The following is a 23,684-nucleotide window of genomic DNA, read 5'->3' as shown; positions in this document are numbered from 1 at the left end:
TCATGTTATTCTTGGCCAATAAGATCGCCACAGTACTTTTCTAACCTTTGTCTTGTTTATGCTCACTCCACCCGAAACACCTTCATGACCTCATCTCCGAGATGATTGATAACCTTCACTGCGATCCGCCCGCCCTTGGGTTTCTTGAACGGCCGTGACGTATCGCTGTTGAGCGTCGCCCATGCTTCCTCGTTGATCTCAGCCTTGAGTGTTGTCTTGAGTGCTTTGTATGGATCGCTTTGCCCGAGGAAGTACGCATGTCGGACAAAGAAGCTCTCCTCGTTGTAGTCGGTATCGATGAACCAGCACGCGATACCGTCGGCACTATCGCTCAGGACTTCACCGCTTGATGGGTGAAAGACATCTACACCGTAGAGTTCTACAAACAACTGCCCCTTCGGTACAGCTGGGGCATAATCAATGAGAACATTTGCACGATCCTTTTCCCGCTCAAGGTTATAAAGCTGAGTCTTGACAGCGGTTAGGCGTTCCACTTGGTCTTCTGTTTTATCTTTTATTCTTTTGATCGACTTCACATCTGTTTCCAACATCTTAATTGTTTGCTTTATCTCTGGGAGTCTGTCTTGACGTCGTTGTACTTCTATTTCGAGTGCTTTGCTACCCCCTTCATACACACCAATATCGGGCTCCCCGAAGATGACAAACAGGTTCCCCTTGCCCGTGTTCTTAAGTTCTCCGCCCATGTGCAGTTCGGCGTTCATTCTCGCTTTGAGAACCGGAATGCGTCCGAGCTTGCTGAACTCCGTCGCGTGCGCCTCGTAGCTGAACGCGCACGCGATGAGCACATCGAACCCGGCATCTCCCGCTTCGCGCGCTGCAGCCACCAGATCCTGTCTTGATACAGTGCCAAACTCGGGACCGATCAAAATCCCAGCACGCTTCTCGGTGTCGCTGTCAGCTTCAACGTACCTTCCCTCGGCACAGATGAAATGCCCCGGCCAGGGAGTGAGCGACGAGAACAAGATTCGATCTTCCTTGTGCGCCTGCTGGACGCCGGTGCTCCGAAGGTTTTCGAGCACCATCTCAACAAAGTCCACAGCATCCTCGCTGTCACCGGGTGTGCCCGTTGGCTTCAACGGATCGATCAACTCATCATCCTCGTCCACGCCGAGTGTGCGATGCGGGCTGATGCTCTCGACCGTGAACGGCCCAGCCACGCGCACCTTCTTCTTGTCCTCGTAGGGCTTGTCGTACAGATACTCGAAGTCAGCCTTCGCTGCGATGCTCGCGTCGATCTCCTTCTGGCGCGCAATGCGCAGCTTCCAGAACTCGTCAAGGAGTGTCTTGCACGCGCCTGGCCAATCCTCCGGTTGCTCGCGCGGGATCTCCCATTCCTGCAACTCCGCCGGAACATCGGCCGTGTACTTCTGTCTCTTGCGATACTCAGCAAGCCACTTCGCGGGGATCGCCCCCGTCAGCTTCTCGCGAACAGGCTGGAGCTTCGCCTCAAACTTCTCCCAGATGACGTCGATCTCTGCGTTGTTCGCGATCGCCTTTAGCCCAATATGCGGTACACGCTCATACACAAATCCGTGCCGGACATTTCCAGCATAATGTCGTTTCGCATAGCCCTCAGGCAGATCGCTCCGGGTGACCGCGGCTTCCTTTTCGACGCCGTCCTTCGAATCAGCCAGCAGAAAGAACGGATACCGAGCGCCCATGATCCGTGCGCGAGCGAGCGCAAGCGACACGCGCGACGTGTCAATGGTGATCCACCGCCGGCCCCATTGCTCCGCCACATAGGCCGTCGTCCCGGAACCACAAGTGGGATCGAGGACGAGGTCACCAGGGTCGCTCGCCATGAGCAAGCAACGTTCGATAGCCTTGGGCGAGGTCTGAACAACATAAACTTTCTGATCAGCAAATCCACTGATTGCGAGGTCGTCCCACAGCTCGTTTATCTCATAAACCGGGAAATCCGCAAGTTTACGGAGGTATCGCGGAGTGTTGCCTACAACCAAGAACCGCCCTGCACGTGATACGCGCGGGAGGTTGTCTGGCGACGGCTTGAATGGCTTTGTGAATCGTCTTCCGGCAAACTCGAAGTTGTATGCTGGCTTCTGAGATGTAAAATTGTCGTGGTACACTACTTCTTCTGCTGGAAGCTGTGAGGCAACTGAAAAGTCGACCTCGTGAAGATTGCCTAGCTCATCAAGCTTGTATCGAAACTGTGTCGCACCCGCCTCGCCTGGAAGCTTCTTCTTAAAGAGTGGTCGGAACTTCGTCCGCGATGCGTCTTTTCCGTACCAGAGGATATAGTCTCCGACCGAAGCAAGATGCTTCGCTGAAAGCCCGCCTGTCTTCTTGAACAGGATTAACCCAAGTCGGTTGCCTGGACCAAACACCTCATCGAGCACTGCAAGCACACGATGCACATTCTCGTCGCCAATCTGGACAAAAATAGATCCAGACTCATTCAGTAAATCATGACTCACGGTCAGCCGATCGCGCAGATATGTCAGGTACGTGTGGATCCCGTCGCGCCAGGTGTCACGGAACGCCTTGACCTGCTCGGGCTCGCGCGTGATGTGGTCCTTTTTGCCATCCTTCACGTCGCGAGAAGTTGTAGACCACTGGAAGTTCGAGTTGAACTTGATGCCGTACGGCGGATCGAGGTAGATGCACTGGACCTTGCCGCGCAGTCCCTCGCGCTCTGCGAGCGATGCCATGACCTGGAGTGAGTCACCAAGAATCATGCGGTTTGTCCAGTTGGCATCGTGCTGATAGAACTCGGTCTTGGCGTTGCCCTCGGGAACGCCGTTGAAGTCGGCGAACAGGTCCATCTGCGGCTCGGCATCGCGCTCGTCTGCTTCGGTGCGACGGCGCAAATCATCGACCAGCACCTTCGGATGGACCTTCTCCTGGATGAAGAGCGGCGGCGCTTGAACGACAAGATCGGACCAGTCCTGCTCGTCCTTGCCGCGCCAGACCAGCTGCGGGTCAAGATCGCGATTGCGCCGCTCGTACGCAACGCGGATGGGCGACTGGTGCTCGGTCGTCATCACGGACTGGTACTCGGCGGTCGGAATGTTCTTCCGCGACGCGTCATCGTGGGTGATCGCCTCGACCTTCTTTGGCGCGGTCTTCTTGCGGGTCTTTGCTGTGGTCTTTTTCTTGGCCATCGTCACACGTGTTCCTCAGTCTGTGCGGCATCCCGCAGTGTCAAAACCGCAGTATCGATCATCCGGTTGAAGTGTTCCTGAACCTTCGCCTCAAAGTCTGCCTGCATCTCGTAGACATCGACGAACTCTGCAAACGCCCACCGGCCGAAGGAACGCAGGTTGTTCACGCCGGGAACCCAGTAGTCGCGCATTGTGCCTGCCTTTTCTTTCGCGTCCTCGCGCCGATATCCCTTGATCTCGACCACAAGGTGCAGGAGGTTCGGTGTGCCGTCAGCGTTCGGTTCGTGCCCGTCGTCCACCAGCACGATAAAGTCGGGACGATACTTGCGTGACTCAGAGCCATAGCGATATGGCACTTCGAGGCCAAGGTTGTGGTTCTTAACGTATGCGACGACCTTCGGGTGCGCTTCTGCGACACGGCAGAACTCAGCCTCCCAGTCACTATCAAGAATCACCCAGTTGACGTGGCATCGCTGGGCACTGGTCTCCCATCGGTCCGTCTTTGAGGTGTTGAAGTTGACCAATGCAGATGACCCTGTCGGGTTGTATGGGTCGAGAACTGCCTTGATCGGAGTATCCCCGATGTGCTGCCTGACAATACCCCTGGTGATTCGCTCGCATGCCATGTCGGCAAGTGAGAGATACATGAGCTGAGCAGGGTACGTCTGACCCTTGCACACAAGATGATTGTCGAGCCACTGCTTGGTGACTCGCTTGAGTTGCCCGAAGAGGTGGAGCTTTGGATCTTCGCCTGGGTCACGCCACTTCGTGAAGAGCAATCGCTGGGTGAGATGGAACAGCAACGTCGATCGGCGAAGATCGCCTGTGTGGACGAGCGTGAGGTCTACACCTTCGCCGATGATCCCTTCGTTTGTTGTCACGGTGGGACCAACGAGCTCTGGTGTTAGTTCAAGTGTTGAATCGCTGTCAAACTTGGCAGTGAGTCGCTCTTCGGGAAGTTCTACACGATACCCCTCAACTCGCGGGAACGTGATCTCCAGTTGGTCGCGGTCGGGTCGAATGGCTTTCACATGCACTGTCGGTCGCGGTGGCTGCGGTGGTGCGACAACCGGCTTGGCATTAAAGTCGAATGGGATGCCGAGCACATCGGCATACTCAACATTGAACCGACCTTCTTCGTTGAGTTCATACGACTGACGACGGAGCGCCCGACCAATCACCTGCTCACAAAGCAACTGCGTTTTGAACGCACGAACACCGATTACATGGGTAACCGTGTTCGCATCCCAGCCTTCTGTAAGCATCGAAACAGAAACAACACACCGAATGGACTCACCCAGTCGCCCTTGCTTGCCCACGGTGTTCATGACTTCACGGAGTAAATCTTGGTCCGTAATTTTGTCGGCTGCCTTTCGGTCTCCGGTGCGCTCCACGATCTCGCGCCGGAAACGATCAATCTCATCGCTGGCTTTATCCCTGAAGTCTTTGTCGAGTGCTTCTCCTGACTCAAGCTGTTCGCTATCGATCAGGAGCGTCCGTGGCCGAGCAAGAGGATTACCATGCTCATCGGTGTTTCGGAACAAAGGTAGTCGACCCTCGATAAGCTGTTCCGTTCCATCTTCGTTGGGTTTGACAAAGCCAGAAATGAAATCGAAAACCAGCTTGGAAATCGCTGTGTTCTGGCAAACAACAATGAAACATGGCGGCACATTGATGCCTTCCTTCTCCCACAGTTCGTAGGTCTTGGCATAGTGCCCATACAAGGCTTCGAGTGCTGTTTGTAGTTTCTCCGGGATAGCAAGTGGATCGATAAAACCACTCGACCCACGGCCTTTCTTGGGCATCTGCTTGGCGATATGTTTCCACAGTTCGCGAAATACCGGCGTGTCTTCACCCGGAATGTTGTCTGCAACCGGGACGCGAGGGAGCTTAACGATGCCGCATTCGATCGCATCCATCAGTGAGAAGTCGTTTGTCGTCCACGGAAAGAGTGTGCCTTCCGCGTATCCGGACCCTCTCAAGAAGAACGGAGTGGCCGATAGATCAACCACGCGCAGCAGGCCGAGTTTGCGGCCTACAGCTTCGAGGCCAGAAATCCATAGGCGCGCGGCTTCTCGATTCTTGTCTGCCTCCCTCTTGTCGTCGCCCTTGAGCTCGTCCTCGTCTGTATCCCCAGGTTTCTCGCGATAACAATGGTGCGCCTCGTCGTTGAGGACCACGACACCCTTCATGCCCATCAAATCAGGCATGACCCGTTGCAGCATTTGCCCTTCAGTTTCAGTTGTTAGCAGCTCTTCGCCTCGCCCCTGGAGCAGCGCTCTGCCACCGCTTGATAACTGCATCGTTTCTCGCAGCTTGAAAGCGTGGTAGTTCGTAATCACAATCTTCGCTCGATCCAGATCGGGAAGCATGTCGTTGGGCACAAGCTCGCGACTCCTGTAATAGCTATCTGGGTCGTGCGGCTGAAGGACTCTAAGTCGATCTCGAATCGTCAACCCGGGCGCCACCACGAGGAATCCTCTAGTGAACCGGTTGCTGTTCGGCCGCCTGACGGCATTGATCGTCTGCCATGCGATTATCATGGCCATGACAGTTGTCTTGCCCGCGCCGGTGGCGAGCTTCAGTGCAAGTCGCTGCAAACCAGGGTTTGCTTGTTCGCTCGCGCATTCAAAGTGATCGAGGAAGAAACGGGCTTCTTTCCCAAGATGAGGAGCAACTTCACTAAGCCAAATCAACGTCTCGACGGCTTCTACCTGACAAAAGAATGGTCGAAGTGTGCTGAACACATGATGACGCCAGTGTTGCAATAGTCTTGTGGTCTCTGGTGTCACACGCCAGTCGTTTGGATTCTTCAACTGTCGCCACGCATCGACGCGAGAACGAACGTCGTTGACGATCGACATCGTCTCGTAGCGCTGCTCATCAGAGGACACTTCAGTGGCCTCATTGAATACCAACTCCTCTTGAGCAGCATTGCCACGTCGCTTCTTCGGCTTGGGAATTGGCGTGACGAACTCGGCTCGGCGTCGCGATTCGACAATGCGATTTGTCGGTTGGCCGTTCTCATCAAGTTCCCAATGGCGCAACGGATACTCGTAAGGGGAGTTGAGAATTGGTTTTGCAAAGAACTCACTGCTCATTGCGGATCATCCTCTCAATCAAGGTTCGTCAGCAATTCATCAATTGCTTGCCGACTGAATCCCCAGCACGTTCCGCCCTTGCCCTTGTTGAATGGCACAGGTGTGTTCAGTGTCAACTTTGTCACATTGTGGAAGGCAGCAAGCTCATCAATCGTCATGACCAGCTTTGGCTCGAACGAAGTCAGCATCCATGCTCCGTGATGACTGTGGCGCGCACATCTTCTACTATATAGCAGTACTAGATTCTACTCGATTATTGAGGTTGATGCCATTGGTGGTGGTCCCTAGTACCCTTAGCAATACTCTGAAGCCGCGCAACTTCGACGACCAGGCTCTATTTGGCGATGTCCAGATAGGGAAATTTACCTACTAGCAATGAACTACATCGAAGCTTGGAGATGTAGGCATCGTCGTAGGTTTATCCAAGCCCCATCGGTATTTGACCTGATTCGTAGGACTGCCAATGTTTGAGAAGCAGCGAGACCAGTCAAAAGAGTGGGCGTTTACCATTTAACCGACCACTCCACGCCAAGTTCTTCCGGCTGCGAAAGGTTAATTCTGAGTTCGCTCGTCTGCTTACTCACGACCGCGCCGGCGCAGCCGCCCGGACCATCGCCACGATGCCCGCCTTGACAGCCTCCGGGAGTGCATCCCACGCAGCCATCACCTCAGCCAGATCAGAATCGGTGGGCGATGCCGGGGCTTGGGGCGAGGACGTGTCCGGGATCGAATTGGGAAAAAGTGCGCCGGATTCTGCGCCGCTTTGCGCGCTACCATCAAAAAACATAGTGTTTTTTGGGAGTGTTCGAATCCCTCTTCGCCCACTTTCTTTGTTTGTAGTCGATTCGCGTGTGTTCGCGTCGGCTCGCAAAACCCCTGTATTTCTCGGCATTTTCATCGATTGGTGCGAATCAGTGCGAACGGTCGCGGTGTGTGCTGCGCCACTCCGCATCGGGGCACGCGTCAAGCACCGCACGAATCGTCTCGCGGCTGACGTAGGCCGACCGGTCCGGGTTCGCTTGCGATCCGACGCGCAAACCAGTGAACAGACTGGACTCGATCAGCTCCCAGCGCACTGCCCGCTTGAAGATCGCGCGAGCCACGAGCACCGACCGTCGTGATTGAGCGGTGTCGAACCACGAGCGGCCTTACCTTCTGCGTCTCGACGCGATAACACCACCAATCACAAGCACCACGCACGACGATGGCGCGGGGATGTGCGCGATCCAGCCCTCGTTGAACCCCTGCGGGTTGATGCCCATGCCAGCGATGGTGAGTCCATCATCAGAGATTCCCTGCGCACTTTCCAGTGTCCAGCCTTCTACTCCCAGAATGCCAAGACTCAGCAGATGCTCCTTCAGATCAACCATCCCGAGTTGCTCGGTCCAGTAGAACGCCGTGTCGGGCCCAAATGCTGAGGAAGTTGTGGCATCGCCGACAATGGTTGCTCCATCGTCACTGACTCCTCTTGCCACACTCCAATGGACACCACCAGCAAGGTCACCGAGAAGAACGGCGACACCATCTTCCCATCGATATGCGTCACATGTAGTCTCCGCAGAACATGATCCGCCAACAACAACATTTCCCGCACCGTTGATCGCTGTCGCTGCTCCATCAATTTCGTTAGCGAATGCTGAAATTGCCTGCATACCAGTCAATTGCGTCCACAGAAATGAACGAGATCCATTTGCTCCTTGCGCAGTCCCCACCACTGTGTTTCCATCGTCGCTGATATCAAACGCCCAGCTGTCGAACGCACCACCGGCAAGATCACCGAGCCCGACCATGCCGCCTGCTTCGGTCCAGCGGAACGCCTCTCTTCCATTGGGACCAAAGCTGAACCCCACAGCCGCAGTGCCCGAACTGTTCACGCTGTGCGCCTGACCGCTGAACCCACCGAGCGAGCCCAGATCAATCGCTGTTCCGCCGTTCTTCCACATGACGGGAATCTGCGCACCGCTCTGGAGCGAGCTGTGGCCAACAACAACATTGCCTGTCTGGTTTGCAGCAAATGCCTGGATCACGCCAGATCCGCCGGACGGGTATGGCAATGCCTGGATGCCTGCTGACGCCGTCCAATGGAACGCGCCGCTGAGTCCGGGCGCAGTCGCGCTGCCGCCGACAGCGGTCGAGCCGTCGCCACTGAGCCCGAAGATGCCACTGCCAACGAGACCGCCCGGAAGCTCACCAACTCCAAAAAAACTCGGCTGCGCATGAACAGCCTGTATGAAGATCAAGCCGAGAACCATTCCACTGACTGGCTTTATCATCTCCTGCGCCTCGACGAAACCACGCCACCAATCGCAAGCACAACGCACGACGACGGCGCAGGGATGTGCGCAACCCAGCCCTCCTTGAGACCCTGCGGGTTGAAGCCGATGCCGGTGATGGTCAGACCGTCGGCGCTGACACCCTGCGCGCTGTTGAGCGTCCAGTCCTCAAGTCCGTTCACACCAAGACTGAGCAGATGGTCCTTCAGGTTGACCATGCCCAGCATCTCGGTCCAGTAGAACGCCTCTGCAATCATCGCTGGTCCTTCGCTTACCCCAACAACAACTTCACCTGTTTCGCTCACACCCAGCGCGCTTCCTGCAAATGCTCCGCCCGGCAGATCACCGAGTCCCATCATCACACCGTTCTTCCACAGGAACGCCTCGCCACCATTCGATGAGGATGAACCACCCACGATAACTGAACCGTCGCTGTTCGTGGCCGATGCAAAGCCACTCAGACTGCCACCAGGTAAATCTCCAAGCACAGACATGCCGCCAGACGATGTCCATCGCATCGGACGCGATACACCGTTTGAATCAACAGCCAAACCAACGACGGTATCGCCGTCGTTGCTCACGTCGTAGGCCCACGAGTAGATGTTGCTTGTGGTGAGCGAGCCGAGTCCATGCATACCGCCGGACTCGGTCCATCGAAACGCCTCTCTGCCATTGGCACCGAAGCTGAACCCAACAACCACATCGCCCGTGTCGTTGGTGCCGTACGCCTCACCTAGAAACGAGCCACCGGGGAGCGCGCCAAGCCCGACCATGCCAGTCGCTTCGGTCCATCGCATCGGCTCACCGCCGGTGCTCCCGACCGCGAAACCGACGATCACCGAGCCGTCGTAGTTCACACCCTGCGCGTGGCTCACATCATTCCCACCGGGAAGCGAGCCGAGCCCAACGGTCCCGGTCTGCACTGTCCACCGGAACGCTCGGTTGTCTCCGGGAGTCAATCCGGCGAACCCGACTGCGGTGGTGCCATCACCACTTATGCCAAGACCGAAGCTGTGCAGCGTGCTGGTTGGTGGCGCACCGAGCGGAATAAAACTCGGCTGCGCAGCAGCAGTGGCGCAGAACCAGAGGGTGGCTATACCTGCATATCTCATAGAAAAGAAAAACATGTTCACTCTCTCTCCTTCTTCACTCCTGGCTGACCGCTGGCAGCGCACCAATGGGATCGCACGTATCGATGAGCGCGCCACCAAGATAGAACTTGACATGGCGAGGATCGACACGATTGAGCAGCGGCGACTGGCTGATGATCGGATTCCCACTTGATGACAATCCCGGCAGATGACCCCACGAGCACCGACCGTCGTCATTGAGCGGTGTCGAAGCGCGAGCGGTCTTATCTCCTGCGTCTCGACACAAGCACACCACCAATCGCAAGCACCACGCACGACGACGGCGCGGGGATGTGCGCAACCCAGCCCTCGAACTGGCCGAGTGGGTTAATGCCTGTGCCGGTGATAGTCAGACCGTCTGTGCTCACGCCGCGCGCTGATTCAAGTATCCAGCCGTCCAGCCCGGTTGCTCCCTCTGAAATGAGATAGTCATACAGATTGACCATGCCAAGCGTCTCGGTCCAGTAGAACGCCTCGCGCCCGTTTTCAGTAGTGCCCTCACCAACGATTACAGTACCATCATTGCTTACGTCTCTGGCAATGCTTGAAAACTCACCGCCTGCAAGATCACCAAGACCGACCATCTGCCCGCTCTCCCAGCGGAATGCTTCCTTGCCACTGGTCGAATGCGATGCACCAACAATGACACTACCAATATCATTGATTGCGCTTGCTGCGCCAGCAGAGATTCCACCCGGTAGATCACCGAGATCCTGCATACCAGTGCCGGGCATCCAAAGAAATGGTTTTTCATCAGTTGATGTGTATCCAGATCCAACGACTCTACTCCCATCGGCACTGACGTCATACGCCCAGCTGTCGAAGATGCCGCCTGCAAGATCGCCGAGCCCCTGCATGCCACCGGACTCGGTCCATCGGAACGCCTCTCTGCCATTGGGACCGTAGCTGTACCCAACAACCACATCGCCACCGGCGTTTACTCCCCACGCTGCGCCAACCCCACTAGTTCCCGATAAGTGTCCTAGACCAACCATTCCTCCAGCTTCGGTCCAGCGAAAAGGCTCCGATCCTGTTGAACTTTCTGAAACTCCAACTACAACCTCACCATTCAGATTAGTTGCATATGCCAAACTCAACGGGTTGCTTGGAAGAAGCACTCCGAGTCCAGACATTCCTGTTGATTTTGTCCAGCGGAACCCCTCACCGCCGTTGGACGAGTTCGCAATCCCTATAGCAACGAGTCCGTTACCGCTTAATCCCCAAGCGCCACTTGATGTGAATCCTCCAGGCAAGTCACCCAACCCCGTGAAGATCGATTGCGCACTCACAGCACCGGCTATCAACAATGACGCGCACAGAGTAACAACATTTCTCACACGGGATGTCATATTGAACTTCCTCATCTTTCTCCTCACTCCTGACTGACCGCTGGCAACGCACCGATGGGATCGCACGAATCGATGATCGAGCCACCAAGATAGAACTTGACATGGGGAGGATCGACACGATTGAGCAGCGGCGACTGGCTGATGATCGGATTCCCGTTCGATGAGAGCTTCGGCAGATGACCCCACGAGCACCGGCCGTCGTCATTGAGTGGATAGGTACCACGAGCATTGAAGCTGTTGGCCGGATCTTGCGTTGTCGATGTCATGCTCGAAGGTGCAGAGCCGCAATACATACCAAGCACAGTGCCGTTTGTTGCGTAGGACTCAAGCTGACACGCGCTGTCGTAGTGGCAGTTGGCAACATACATCCGATCCGTGCCAAACACGGTCAGGGTGGGGCTCCCGCTGGCAAGGTTTGTGCAGTGCGATGAGGAGTTGAAGTTAATGAGGTTCCAACTAGAAGTTGGCGTTGAATCTGCAATGGGGTTTTTCACTGTCAGTGCGGCAATATAGGAGTCTCGTATGGTCACCCACTTCGGTGCAAAGAGATTTGCGGGCTCAGTGCTGGGATGATTTGTCGTCGCAAGAGAAACACCATCGAGCGTGAGATTGCTCAATAGGACATTCTGCATTGTTGCAGACAGTGATGCTGGCTGGAATGAGTTCAGAACATCATCCCGCATAGTCAACCGAACACTTGTGATAGAAGAGTTGTACACACCCTGCCCGTTCGTGGACTGGAGGATCTGGAACGCGCCGGTGTAGTTGACCTCGCGGCATCCGTAGTCTGTGCACACAGGGTCACTGCCCGGCTCGTTCTCCTGCACGTAGTCAATGCCCCAGTACGTGCGGTTATCAATAAATCCTCCCGGCTGGAACCACTGGAACACCTCGGTGTGCACGTCCACTGCCGTTGTGAGTAAGCCAACCGTGTCCTTGTCTGGGATGCCAGATGTAGATGACAACGGAAAACCACCAACGCCGGTAACACACGGCGTTGTCAAATGGATGGCAGCGATCCCGTTCACACCGTCAAACGACGACCCGATCCCGCACGAGTCCCGGGTGAACGTCCAATCCGTGTCATTAGCCGCAATCGATTCAAGTGTTTCAACAAGTTCTGCGAGTGTTGTTACTGAGTACCAGCCAGTATTGCAGAGATTTGGGTACACCGTTGTCCAGTTGTCTGGCAGCAAACACGATGTTCTTCCATCTAACGCAATAATGTAGGTGGGTATAGAGTTATTTTGGTCATACAGCAGCAATGCTCCACTCGCAACATCTGTTCCAAGTGGATTGAGACTATATTGACCAGTATTTCCTCCGGCCTTTCGTACGCCACGATACTGGTTCGTGTTTGTCGAAGGTGTACCGCTCGGGAATGCACCGACAAACTCTAGTACACCCACGGGGACATCGCGGCGGTATGGGCTCGGATTGATGTCCTCGCCATGCACGTTGAACATCACCTGCACGTTGTTCGACATCGATCCAGCGATGTTCGTGAAGTCCACATTGCGCACAAAGGTGGTGTTGACAACACCGCGATGGATGTCTGTAAACTCGCCACCCTCCAGATACATATCCGCGTACGGGCTTGTGAGCAGTCGCTGCAGGAACTCAGGCGGTCGTGTACCCGCATGGGTTGGGTTGTCAGCCACTTCGTGGAACGGGTCATAGAGCACGTGCGGGCCGTTGCTGTCGGTGAAGACGCAGTCCAGAAATGTGTACTGGCTGTAGCGTGTCTCATCAACATCCGCTGCCGTGCATCGCAGCGCGGCAATGTTTGCCTGATCAAAGGTCAGGTCAGAAATCACGCAATACGGAACGCGAAGTCCTGACCAGTCGGTCGCTGGTTCTGTGGAGGGCCTCGCTGTCGCATACAGATCGATGTCTTCGGGATCCGCGTTTGTATCGGGGTGGATCACAAGCGGCATATCCCAGTTTGCAAATCCCTGCATGCTATAAAGCGTGAGTGTCGAGCCGTTGTCAACCCAGTACTTGTGCGACGAAGAAGGCAGGACGTGGTTACCCTCGGCAAGATTGAGCACAATGGGCTTGTCAGGAGCGCCCGATAGCGTCACTCCTCCATAGCTGGACGAGTTGCTGAGTGCGAGCAGTGCCTCCCACAAAGGTGTGCCACCACCGTTCAAATCATCATCGTGAGCGTATGGGTTCACACTTGGTGTGCAGTCGATCTCATACGGTGCGACGCCACTGGGGAAGACCCATCCGATCCACGGCCCGATGATGCGTGGGACGATCTTTGCGCTGCTCGCCGTTGACTGCCCCGCGTTGGAAAAGACGCGAGCGTACACCTCGATCTTCTTGACATCGGTCCCGGTGAAGTTCGCCGGATCGATCTCGACGTAGTACCCGGGCACGCCATCTGCTGTCGCGACGCCCGGCTCCATGACCTCCTCGGTCACTGTTGTTGTGGTGCCGTTCAGGTAGAACTCGACTCGATTGATGCCACCCTCCATCGCAGCATGCACACCGAGATAGAAGGAGTCTGTCGTCGCAGCGTTTGTGTCAAGGTCCCAGCCGATGAACTGGTGCGGTGCGCGTGTGAAGTTCGCTGCGGGCTTTGGCAGCGTGACGGCTGCGCCCATCATGGGCCAGCTTGGCACCGTGCTGCCCGTGCCAGAGCCAAGGTCGGGTGAATCGGCCACCTCGTCCTCGGCGTCCACACTGGCTGCGCTGAGGGTGAACACGAACGGATCGAACGAGGTGCTGCCAGCCGAACTCGTCACAACCACGGGGCACGTGAGCGCGCTCGACGAGGTGGTGTTCGTCTGCAGTCTGAGGCGGAGGTATGCTGTCTCGCCGGGGTTGAGCATCTGGCCGGTCGGGTCCTGCTCGACAATCCAGTCGTCAGCCGACAACGCGATGTTCACATCGACCAGACCCACATCGCCCGAGTCGTTGTTGGTGATCCCGATCGGTACCTCGTACGTGCCGTACTGGCGCTGCGAGCCGATCGAGTACACGTCGTTGTGCGAGAGCGTGGTGTTGGTATCAAGCACTGTAAACACCAACGGTGTCGGAGCGCGGCGCTCCTCACCTGGTCTATCGGCTCTTCCAGCCGATACGAAAAAAGTGCATGAACCGATAACCAATGTGACAACCAATCCGAGCCTGCCATTGCCTTTGAGCATCAGTAACCTCCCTGCCGCAAACCGCTGCGTGCGCGATGTTGTACTATGCCACAGGTTTGGGAGGTTGCACACCAAAGTCACTTATTGGTCGTGATTTAGCAAAGTCTGAAAGCTGCAATATAGGAAAATCTCTTTGTCGAAGAAGATGTAGATCTTGCTGCCGGCTGGTTCAACGGGGAGCGCAGGATTAGCGAAACCTGTGCCGCGTTGCTCGCTACCATCCAATACATTGTGTTTTTGAGTAGTTCGAATCCCTCTTCTTCTTCACCCATTGCTAATCTGTGGGAGTTCCTTGGGGCTTACTTCAGAACTGGAAGTAAATAAACGCCTGTTGTGCAGCAGGCCATCCGAAGTAGAAAATAACACCGAGAAGCACATATATTGCAAGTCTTGCGACACGTGGCAACGTGTCCAGCCAATCCGGCCAGCGCTTCACAAAGAACCCCCAGGTGTGCAGCCCACCAAAGAGAAACGCAGCGAGCAGCGCCAGCGACACATCGACGCGACCAAGCCCGAGTGAGCCGAGCGACACTTTCATGTCAAAGAGCACAAACTTCTTCATGCAATAGAGCAGATCCTCCGTATCACGTACATAGAAGATCAGCCAGCCGAGCAGCCAGAAGTAAGTTGTGACAGCCCATCGAATACACGTGCCGAGTCTGGACCGAAGCAATGCGTCGAGCTTTGGTCGTCGACTACACCACGATGCAAACAACCTGTTGGTACACAGGAGCAGCCCTTGGTACGCGCCCCAGATAACGAAGTTCCACGAGTCGCCATGCCATAACCCGCCGAGCACCATGGTGATCATGAGGTTGACATAAACCCGATGGGGTTTGACGCGATTTCCGCCGAGCGGTATGTAGAGATAGTCGCGAAGCCAGGTCGAGAGACTGATATGCCAGCGTCGCCAGAACTCGATAATGCTTGTCGAAAAATATGGAAAGTTGAAGTTCAGCGGAATCTCAACGCCGAACATGCGCGAAATGCCCCGGGCGATATCCGTGTATCCCGAAAAGTCACAGTAGATCTGGATCGCGAACAAACATGTTGCAAGCAGAACTGCAATGCTGGGAAGCCCTTGAGGGTCCTTTAGCACAATCTCGACCAATGGCGCAACCGAATCTGCAATCAATACCTTTTTGAACAATCCCACAGCAACAAGATGGAATCCTGACCTGATGTTTCCATCACGCATCGACCACGGCGCGTCCAGCGAGGGAAAGAACTGCTGCGGGCGCAGAATTGGACCCGCAACCAACTGCGGGAAGTATGCAACATAGAGAGCCATTCGCACGAACGATCGTTCTGGCTGAATGTGCCCGCGGTACGCATCGATCGTGTAGCTCATCGTCTGGAATGTGTAGAAGCTGATCCCAACTGGAAGCGCAAATCGAATCGGTGCCCAGTCAACATCGATACCGGCTATTTCTGCAAGACCAATCAACGATTCTGTGAAAAACCCAAAGTATTTGAAAAACCCGAGGATACCAAGGTTCGCACAAATGCTGACCACAAGGAATGCGCGTTTGCGCGTCCGTTCTCCAAGTCGGAACAGCAAGCCATAGAGCATGGGACCAGCGATCCCGAACACTGAGCACACAATCAGCGCTGGCACGTATCCAGCCCACGTTGGGTGCAGGAAGTGTGACACCGACTGGAACGATCCCGATGACTGCACAGATGGCCAGTCCGGCACAACGAACAGTGCCATCGACACAAGCACAACAGCGGAGATAGACAGCCGCTCACGCAGACCGAGTTTTACGCCATGCATGCCAAGCGCCGCAGCGTAATCAATCACAGTGCTCAAGACGATGAGCATCAGAAAACGGACATCCCACCATCCATAGAACACATAGCTTGCAATCAGCAGCATCACGTGCTGTAGACTGGTCCTTCGCAGCAACGCGATACCGCAGATCACAAGCAGCATCAGCACAAGGAACTCGCGTGTCTGGAAGAGCATGAGATTGCCTTATGGCTTTGACGCTGAAAGTGAATGGAGGATTGTCCCGACAAACCGGCTGAACTCGATGCGCCCTGCCTCATTGAGATGCTGGGCATCGGCGAATCCCGACGCATCAATATCATCGCGCGCATCAATAAAGATGCCGTTATGTGTGCCTGCACACACACTGGCGATTTCGGCGAGGAGGTCGTTGTACGAATCAATCGCTGGCTGTACCAGAGGATGCTGGGGCGCGATGACAAGCACGGGAGTGGCACCAGCATCCGCTATCTGTTCAACAGCCAGCACAAGTTCTCTGCCGACCGGTTGAGGCATGCTTTCCAGACGTTTTCTGTTTTCCTCTATGACAGACTGCACATGCAGTTCGAGAGCGTTGCCTGAAATGGAGGCTACAAGGTCGTGCGGTCTGACAAAGTCACTCGGCACCACATGGCGCACATGCTTGCGAAGCCTCTCTCGTGCGCGTTGGTTCAATACGTTGATAGGCACCCGCCGAAAGTGCAGCTTTGCCTGAAACGAAGAAGATCGCAGCTGCGCGCGAGCAGCCGCGTTCAGTATCGGGCTGTCGTCGCCTGCGTCAAACCCTGCCTGCCAGGAATGAACGAACCCTCCGAGCACAATCCCATACGCAATATCCGGCGGAACCTCGACGGGGTCAGCAAGCGCAACAGGACGAAGGAACAGCACAACCGCGCGAGGATGTGCAGCGAGCACCTTGGGGAGCATCAGCCGTTGCTGATTCATCTCAGCACCATTGACAGCAAAGTTCAGCACATCCCAGCCGTCAGCCGTTGATTCGACCGCCTCAGCATCAATGCCCTCTGTCACAATTGAACTGCCGAGCGCAACTGCAACTGGTCTCTCATCCTGCATGGCTGCATCAAGGTGTTGTCCAATCGCAATGACACGCTCTGCATATCCGTATCCGAGTACGGGAAGCACAACCCACACAAGCAGCATAATGCCGAGCCCGATGCCAAGAGCGGGCGCAATGACACACTCCCCCAATGCGCTCCACGAAACAGGTCTCTCGGGGAGCGTCCGGCTCCTTTCGTTCAAAGGCAGGTCACTGGCAAAGCTGCCTTCATCCACTGCCATGTGTATCTCCTGAAAAGTTTTCCCGCACGTTTCTGTTGGACCGAGAATGAGTTACATCACGAATGCACACGACTGTTGTACCGTGACCGTGCGTATCTTGCAAATGTCGATTCGATGGTAATCATTGTCAATCCGGCACAATCTGTACCGGTCCAACCCGCACCTCTGTCCCGGACGACTCGCATGGACATTCCAGCCTGGGCTATTCCGCTCTTAATTTTCAGTGCCCGCATCTGCGATGTGTCCATCGGCACCGTCCGCATGATCATGGTCTTCTCGGGCCATCGCATCGCATCGGCTGCGCTCGGGTTTATCGAGGTCACGATCTGGGTGCTGGCGATCTCCAGTGTGATCAAATATGTGAACAACCCTTTAAACGTCCTCGCGTTCGCTGGCGGGTTTGCAACCGGCACACTCGTTGGCATGTCTGTCGAGAAAAAGCTGGCGCTTGGATTCCGCGTCGTTCGTGTGATCAATCCCAAACCCGAAGCCAGCCTCGCTGCTGCGTTGCGAGAGAAGGGTCATGCAGCAACGCGGGTGGATGGCGAGGACAGGACGGGACCTGTCGAAATTGTGTTCCTGACGGTCAAGCGCAAGACGGTTGACGCGCTGGTCTCACAGATCGGCGCGCTCGCACCGGATGCGTATGTATCGATCGAGCGAGCAGAACGCGTGTCGACAGGGATCGGCCCGTTTGCGGACCAACCCGTCGGTGCAATGCGCAGCCGATGGATGCCGACTCGGAAATAAAGCCCAAACAAAATACGATCATTAATCCACTGAAATGCGTCACGTCTGTTTCCGGAATAGTGTTGCGTTCGATTCGTTAGTATTTACAAACATATGGCGCACCCTGCCGTACAATACCCCGATGTCAGCAATACGCTGACGCAGAGATTCCGATCCACAACCGGCTCCCACAGGAGATCGACATGAACCGCATCACTTCTCGTTCCGTTCGATTCACAGGTCTGGTCAGCGCGTGCGTTGCAGCATGCACACTGGCCGGATGTTCCAGCGCGCCGCAGGGCAGTTCGGGCGGGCGCGTACCCTCAGGTACTACGACCCCCGCTGAGGTGTACTCGCCCCAACCGACTTTGGTCTCAATGGACGAGTTCAAGGAGCAGGTCGCAGCGCAGTTGATCTACGACCTGTCCGAAGTCCCCGAACTGAATGATCCTGGCGCGATGAACTACATCGTGCTCGGCGACATCGTGAACAAGACAGACATTGTCTCAACCGCTGAGTTCGAAGCGATCCGCGTGCATATCCGCCAGCGCCTGAACAACTCGCGCGAGGTGCTTGCCAACACTCGATTCCTCCAGAACCGAGCCGCGCTCGAGTCCATCCGCGCACGTGAAAGACCAGCAGGGAGCCCGACCGGGCGTGCATCATGGGACGACATGCACACGTTCTATCTCAACGGCGAGATGTACCGCCAGGGCAGAGGCAATGTGAACCAGTACACCATGACGTTCAACTTGCTGCGTGATGCTGACGGCATCATTGTGTGGGAGAGCCTGCCGTACGACGGCGGCAAGCAGATCTCGGCACCCCCACCCCGCAGTCGCTATTGAATCATCAAATCTCGACGCGTTGAACACTCTTCTGGAGACACTCGATGCGCTCTGCACTCATGCTGATACCGTGTGCTCTCATCGGGTTCGTCCTTGTCTCGTGCGCGCAATCCCACGGCACGGGCACCACACGCATGACCGTTGACGATCTCGACTATGGCACGACCGAGGTCTCACAGAAACTGCTCGATTCCGATTTTCTCGCGTCGCGCGATGCAAGTTCCGAGCCGATCATCGTCGCGGTCAATCGCGTGCTGAATCTCACCAGCGATGTCATCCCCGAGGGCGAGCAGTGGCTGTGGATTCAGCGTGTGCGCACGCATGCGCTGCAGTCAGGGCTGTCACGGCAGAAACAGATCTGGTTTGTCATTCCGAAACAGTTTGAAGCTGAGGGCAAAGCATCGGGCGAGATCGAAGCAAACGCGTTCGCTGCACGAGCGCCAACGCACGAGATGACCGCCACTCTGCACTCGCTCACACGTTCCGGCCAGCAGCATCGCACCGACGCGTACATCTCTGAGTTCCGCATCACCGATATTTCCACTGGCAGTCTCGTGTGGACAGACGAGGTCGAGTTCAAGCGCGTCGCCCGGGGACGCTCGTACAACTGATTTAAATCCGCTTTTCATGGCACGCACACGCACACAACACGCTTCGACTACCACGCGCATCGTGCGTGCTGTCGCGGTGATGTGTGTTGCAGTCTCATTGAGCGCGTGCGCGAGCAACAGAAGCTCACGATCAACCATGCGCGGACTCTCGCTGTTCGAGGATGGTCGGTACGGCCCCGCGCGTATCGAGCTTGCGCGCACGATGTCCGACGATCGTCGCAACCGCAGCTATGTGCTCGATCGGCTGCGCTTACTGATGGCTGGGCTCGCCGATGGCAGACCTCGCGAAGTGGAGAATATTGCTAACGAGCTTTACGACCTGCTACGAGTGCAGGGGCTCAACGCCGATCGCACCACCGCGTCCGTCGTGTTCAACGAGGGCGTGAAGATATGGAAGGGCGAGCCGTTCGAGCAGGCGCAGGCATACGCCTACATCGCAATACAGAAGGCGATGCTCGATGATTGGGGCAATGCGCGGGCCAGCGCATCGCAGAGCCTGTTTCTGCTGAAGGACTTCGGCGACAACGAGAAAGGCGACCGGAAGGACGGGCTCGATCTCGTTCGAGATCTCAATGAGAATGATGCGGCGCTCGATACGGGGTATCAGCCGATCGAGACCAACTTCACGCTCGGGTATATGCTCACGGGCATCTCCGCGATCGCGCTGAATCGCCCGGACGAGGCGCGCGACAACTTTGCAAAGGCAGCGCGGTTCAACCCTGCATTGCAATCTGTTGTCGATCAACTCAACGACGTGCGCACAAACATGGTGCTGGTGATCGATGCGGGTCGAGGCCCTGCAAAGCGGAACTTCGGCCCCGACGGCGCGCTCGCACGATTCGTCGCACGCACCAGCAGCGACAACTACCCAATCGGCGTGCAGGTGAGTGCTGGCACAGCCATGCAGGTGCCCGTTGCGATGGACTCCAACATGCTCGCGGCCGACCACACGTGGAACAATCTTGAGGATGTGCGCGTCGCCAAGAGCACCATCGGGCAGCTGATGCAGACCGGCGGGTTTATCGTCGCAACGCAAGCAAAGGACGACGAAGCGCGACTTGTTGGTCTTGGAGTTGCGATTCTCGGGTCGATGATGCGTGCAAGTGCGTCCGCTGATACACGATACAACGAGCTTGCACCGCAGCGGACATACATCGTGCCATTGCAACTCCCGCAGGGCAATGTCGATGTCACGCTCTCGCTCCCCAATCTTCGCGAATCAATCACACTGGTCGGGTTGCAGGCGCACGCCGAGAAGCACACGCAAATCACAGGAAGCAGGCTCTCGCTGCGATATATCAGACTGCCCGATGATCGCGGCTACGGAGCACCAAGCACAACTGCCGTGCGATATCGCAACGACGTGATCGACGGCGCCCCGGACGGGAGTGAGCTTCCATATATTCTTGGCGGGCGAGATGTGCGCGTGCCAACGCTCGATGTGCTGCGCGACTATCAGGCTGCGGGATTCCTTCACGATTTCTCGCTCGTCGATCTTGAGAATCTGTACAGGGACGAGGGCATCACGCTGCGCATCGATGATCTCGCGGGCATGCAGAAAGCTCACATACTTGAGGGCGGCGACTCGCTCGTGCCCCCACTGAACGGAACCGCTGGCGCGGTGTATCTTTTCTGCACAGACCATCCGCCGTACAAGGGAAGAACCTCGCGCGTGCGCGATCTGCAACGACAGATTGCAGATCAGCGCGCAGCATTTGAATCACCACACAATGGGAGAACACCATGACACATACACGTTTGATGACAACCGGGTGCGCGATTGTAATGATCGCAGGGCTCAGCGCATGCGCGCCGAATCCCAAAGCGCCGGCTTCTGCTGGGGCCGACCTGCTGAGTGTCGACGCGTATCCGAAGATCACCGTCGATCCGCCACTGAACAAGTACATCGTGACGCGCGGCCCGATCGTCGACGCATCGCGAAGCATCCTGCGCGTCGTTGTGCCTGTCCGTGCAACAACCAACTCAACGGAGCCGAACGTGCAGTACCGGTTCCTGTTCTATGACGATAACGGAATCGAACTGCGACAGCAAACGGGCTGGCGCATGGTGCAGTTGCCCGTGCGGACCGAGGTCCAACTCACCGGCACCGCTCTCGACAACACCGCGACCGACTGGCGCCTGGAAATCAGACCGGGGCGCTAATCACCTCGCTCACCTCAGAGCACAACACCCAGCGAGGTTGATCGCTGGGTGTTGTTTGTTTCTACTTGGTGGAGTTTGGATGCCGTTTACTGGCACCCCGCCGAATACTCGTTGCCAAAGCAGATGTAATCAAAGATGTTGAGCGTTCCGCTGCCATCACAATCGGCATATGGATCAGCATTTGCATACGCGTTGCCGTAGCAGACGTAGTCAAAGATATTGAGTGTCAGATTGCAGTCGCAATCGGCATAACATGTTCGAAGTTCACCGGGCGTACTTATATCAACGCCGCACACACTGGTCACTCGGCATGAGTACATGCCAGCCTGGGATAACTGAGTGTTCTGCAGCTGCAACATGCTTGTGTTGATACCGGAAATACCTGCTCCCGGGGTAATCGGGCTTCCCTCAAAGAGCCACTGGAACGAGTACGGCGGCGAGCCAACAGGGTTGACAGAGAATGTCACTGATCCGCCCGGACAACCAAGAGCATTCTGTGGTACCGTCTGCCCCGCGTTCACGGACGTATTCACACTTACAGTCACGGCATTCGAGCACGGACCGACTCCGCATTGCCCGGCATTGGTGTGCGCAGTGTATGTTGTGGTTGTTGTTGGGAAGTCCTGAACCACAGGCCCGGTTGCAAACGGTGTCCCCGAGCAGTTCGAATTTCGATACCAGCGCACCTGCTGCCCGCTGGTCCCAAACGCTGTCAATGTCACCGGTTGGCCTTCGCAGACACTTGTCACTGTTGGCGCAATCGTTACTGATGCCGGTGGTGGCAGTGTGCTAAGCGTGATCTGATTAGAGCATAGGCTGAACTGATTACATGAGTTGCGAGTGCGCGCAACATAGGTTGCACCAGCAGTCGCCTGCACGGGCAGTGTTGCTCCAATCCCAACCTGTGCGCCGCCACAGGAGTTGTACCAGTACACCGTGTTGCCTCCCGTGTTTGTCGCACGAAGCAGCACAGTCTGCCCAACACACGTTGGGGGTGGTTGAACGGCAGTCGGAGCGGTCGGCGGCTGGATAACATCGATGGACACGTTTGCACAGTTGCTTGTTAATCCGCTGGGCGAGACCGAGCGTGCTGTGATTGTGCCAGATCCGTTTACAATGACGTTAATGCTTGATCCTGTACCCAGCTGTGTGCCGCTGCACGTGCTGCTTGCATACCAGCGGATTGTTCCGCCATCTCCACCGTTTGCTGTCAGCGTGATACTTGATCCCGGGCACACGAGCGTTGATGATGCTCCGACGGAAACCGATGTCGGCGGTTGATGGCTAATTTCAATCTGAAAAGTGTTGTTTGGCTCATGCACGTTGTCGCCGAAAAACTCGTCGTACGGTGAACACACCAGATACGGCACACTGCCACCGGCTCCCGGCGGAATCTTGACGATGATGTCAGTGCAACGAAAATCATGATCGATATTCGTCGATTCGCCGCCGTGGAACGTGAGTGGCGTCGTGAACTGTGGTGCTCCGCACGGAATCTTGTCGGGCACTCGATCCGGTTGTGGCTTGTTCAGAATGTTGGTTGTCGACGAGAAAATAGCGGTCGCGTCCGAGCCGGTAAGCAAAGGATTGCCCGAGTTCCAGAGAAAAGCACCGAGTGTGCGAATCCGGATGCGCTCACCAACAAAGAAGCCCGATGAGCCTAGATTGATAATCAGTGGATCGTTCGCATTCGGGTCCTGATTGCAGTGTAAATATGTTTTCTTTGGCCCAAAGTTCACAACGGTCTGGGCGCGGGAAGGAAGCGTTGCAACTGCAAAAAAAATGCATCCCGCAATGACACAGAGCATTTTCTTCATGATGTCGTACCTCCATAACCAAGGTTTGTTTTCATACCAACACAAGCCAGTCCAGACCATACTACATATTTCAAGAATGGCTGTACATAGAAGGAAGTTTGAAGATTGGCGATATCCTGTATGTTTTATGTTTTGTTAGCCGGCTTATATGTTCGTATTTTATTTGGGCTATGTGTCAATCGAACATGCTCCGTCAACCTCGTTCCTAAGTACCGGTTTGTGCTGTTCGACACAAGTGAAGTTGCCTGAAACAGCACAATGCCCATAGAACTTGACGTCCGATACATCGTGA

18 protein-coding genes are annotated in these 23,684 nt (G+C 55.9%); 5 read left to right on the top strand and 13 right to left on the bottom strand.

Annotated elements, in window-relative coordinates:
• Positions 1–62 precede the first annotated feature (62 nt).
• The 12 genes from H6815_06010 to H6815_05955 all read right to left on the bottom strand — a co-directional run bounded on the left by H6815_06010 (position 63) and on the right by H6815_05955 (position 17,224).
• Positions 63–3,143 carry a site-specific DNA-methyltransferase gene (locus H6815_06010; protein MCB9859994.1) on the bottom strand — a complete coding sequence of 1,027 codons (3,081 nt, stop codon included), beginning with the start codon at positions 3,141–3,143 and terminating at the stop codon, positions 63–65.
• Between the two features lie 2 nt (positions 3,144–3,145).
• Positions 3,146–6,244, bottom strand: coding sequence for a DEAD/DEAH box helicase family protein (locus tag H6815_06005; protein ID MCB9859993.1), 3,099 nt, complete (start codon positions 6,242–6,244; stop codon positions 3,146–3,148).
• A 14-nt stretch (positions 6,245–6,258) separates the two neighbouring features.
• Positions 6,259–6,432 carry a hypothetical protein gene (locus H6815_06000; GenBank protein MCB9859992.1) on the bottom strand — a complete coding sequence of 58 codons (174 nt, stop codon included), beginning with the start codon at positions 6,430–6,432 and terminating at the stop codon, positions 6,259–6,261.
• A gap of 392 nt (positions 6,433–6,824) precedes the next feature.
• Entirely contained in the window at positions 6,825–7,031 is a 207-nt protein-coding gene (locus H6815_05995; GenBank protein MCB9859991.1) for a hypothetical protein, read from the bottom strand.
• Positions 7,032–7,155: 124 nt separating this feature from the next.
• A complete protein-coding gene (locus tag H6815_05990) occupies positions 7,156–7,347 on the bottom strand; it encodes a hypothetical protein (protein ID MCB9859990.1) in 192 nt (63 codons plus the stop codon).
• Positions 7,348–7,392: 45 nt separating this feature from the next.
• Positions 7,393–8,517, bottom strand: a complete 1,125-nt coding sequence (locus tag H6815_05985) for a PEP-CTERM sorting domain-containing protein (protein MCB9859989.1) — start codon at positions 8,515–8,517, stop codon at positions 7,393–7,395.
• Positions 8,514–9,644 carry a PEP-CTERM sorting domain-containing protein gene (locus H6815_05980; GenBank protein ID MCB9859988.1) on the bottom strand — a complete coding sequence of 377 codons (1,131 nt, stop codon included), beginning with the start codon at positions 9,642–9,644 and terminating at the stop codon, positions 8,514–8,516. Before H6815_05980 ends, H6815_05985 begins: the two co-directional genes overlap by 4 nt.
• A 19-nt stretch (positions 9,645–9,663) precedes the next feature.
• Positions 9,664–9,894 (bottom strand): hypothetical protein, encoded by a 231-nt coding sequence (locus tag H6815_05975; GenBank protein MCB9859987.1) that lies wholly within the window; start codon positions 9,892–9,894, stop codon positions 9,664–9,666.
• Positions 9,872–11,011, bottom strand: coding sequence for a PEP-CTERM sorting domain-containing protein (locus H6815_05970; GenBank protein MCB9859986.1), 1,140 nt, complete (start codon positions 11,009–11,011; stop codon positions 9,872–9,874). The genes H6815_05975 and H6815_05970 overlap by 23 nt, the downstream gene beginning before the upstream one ends.
• Before the next feature lie 8 nt (positions 11,012–11,019).
• On the bottom strand, positions 11,020–14,154 hold the full coding sequence (locus H6815_05965) for a hypothetical protein (GenBank protein ID MCB9859985.1): 3,135 nt from the start codon (positions 14,152–14,154) through the stop codon (positions 11,020–11,022).
• 304 nt (positions 14,155–14,458) lie between these two features.
• Positions 14,459–16,123, bottom strand: a complete 1,665-nt coding sequence (locus H6815_05960; GenBank protein ID MCB9859984.1) for an MBOAT family protein — start codon at positions 16,121–16,123, stop codon at positions 14,459–14,461.
• 9 nt (positions 16,124–16,132) lie between these two features.
• On the bottom strand, positions 16,133–17,224 hold the full coding sequence (locus H6815_05955; protein ID MCB9859983.1) for a hypothetical protein: 1,092 nt from the start codon (positions 17,222–17,224) through the stop codon (positions 16,133–16,135).
• A gap of 183 nt (positions 17,225–17,407) precedes the next feature.
• Between H6815_05955 and H6815_05950 the strand changes: the two genes are divergently transcribed.
• The 5 genes from H6815_05950 to H6815_05930 all read left to right on the top strand — a co-directional run bounded on the left by H6815_05950 (position 17,408) and on the right by H6815_05930 (position 21,575).
• Entirely contained in the window at positions 17,408–17,974 is a 567-nt protein-coding gene (locus H6815_05950) for a DUF2179 domain-containing protein (GenBank protein ID MCB9859982.1), read from the top strand.
• A 182-nt stretch (positions 17,975–18,156) separates the two neighbouring features.
• On the top strand, positions 18,157–18,801 hold the full coding sequence (locus H6815_05945) for a hypothetical protein (protein MCB9859981.1): 645 nt from the start codon (positions 18,157–18,159) through the stop codon (positions 18,799–18,801).
• A 44-nt stretch (positions 18,802–18,845) separates the two neighbouring features.
• Complete coding sequence (locus tag H6815_05940) at positions 18,846–19,412, top strand: hypothetical protein (protein ID MCB9859980.1); 567 nt, start codon at positions 18,846–18,848, stop codon at positions 19,410–19,412.
• A gap of 16 nt (positions 19,413–19,428) precedes the next feature.
• Positions 19,429–21,159, top strand: coding sequence for a hypothetical protein (locus H6815_05935; protein ID MCB9859979.1), 1,731 nt, complete (start codon positions 19,429–19,431; stop codon positions 21,157–21,159).
• Positions 21,156–21,575: a YcfL family protein gene (locus H6815_05930; protein ID MCB9859978.1), complete on the top strand. Its 420-nt coding sequence runs from the start codon at positions 21,156–21,158 to the stop codon at positions 21,573–21,575. The genes H6815_05935 and H6815_05930 overlap by 4 nt, the downstream gene beginning before the upstream one ends.
• 86 nt (positions 21,576–21,661) lie before the next feature.
• Here the strand turns inward: H6815_05930 and H6815_05925 are convergent, their stop codons facing one another.
• Positions 21,662–23,392: an immunoglobulin domain-containing protein gene (locus H6815_05925; protein MCB9859977.1), complete on the bottom strand. Its 1,731-nt coding sequence runs from the start codon at positions 23,390–23,392 to the stop codon at positions 21,662–21,664.
• Positions 23,393–23,684: the final 292 nt, after the last annotated feature.

The organism is Phycisphaeraceae bacterium (assembly GCA_020639155.1).
GTDB lineage: Bacteria > Planctomycetota > Phycisphaerae > Phycisphaerales > UBA1924 > JACKHF01.
This window is presented reverse-complemented; position numbering and strand designations above follow the sequence as displayed.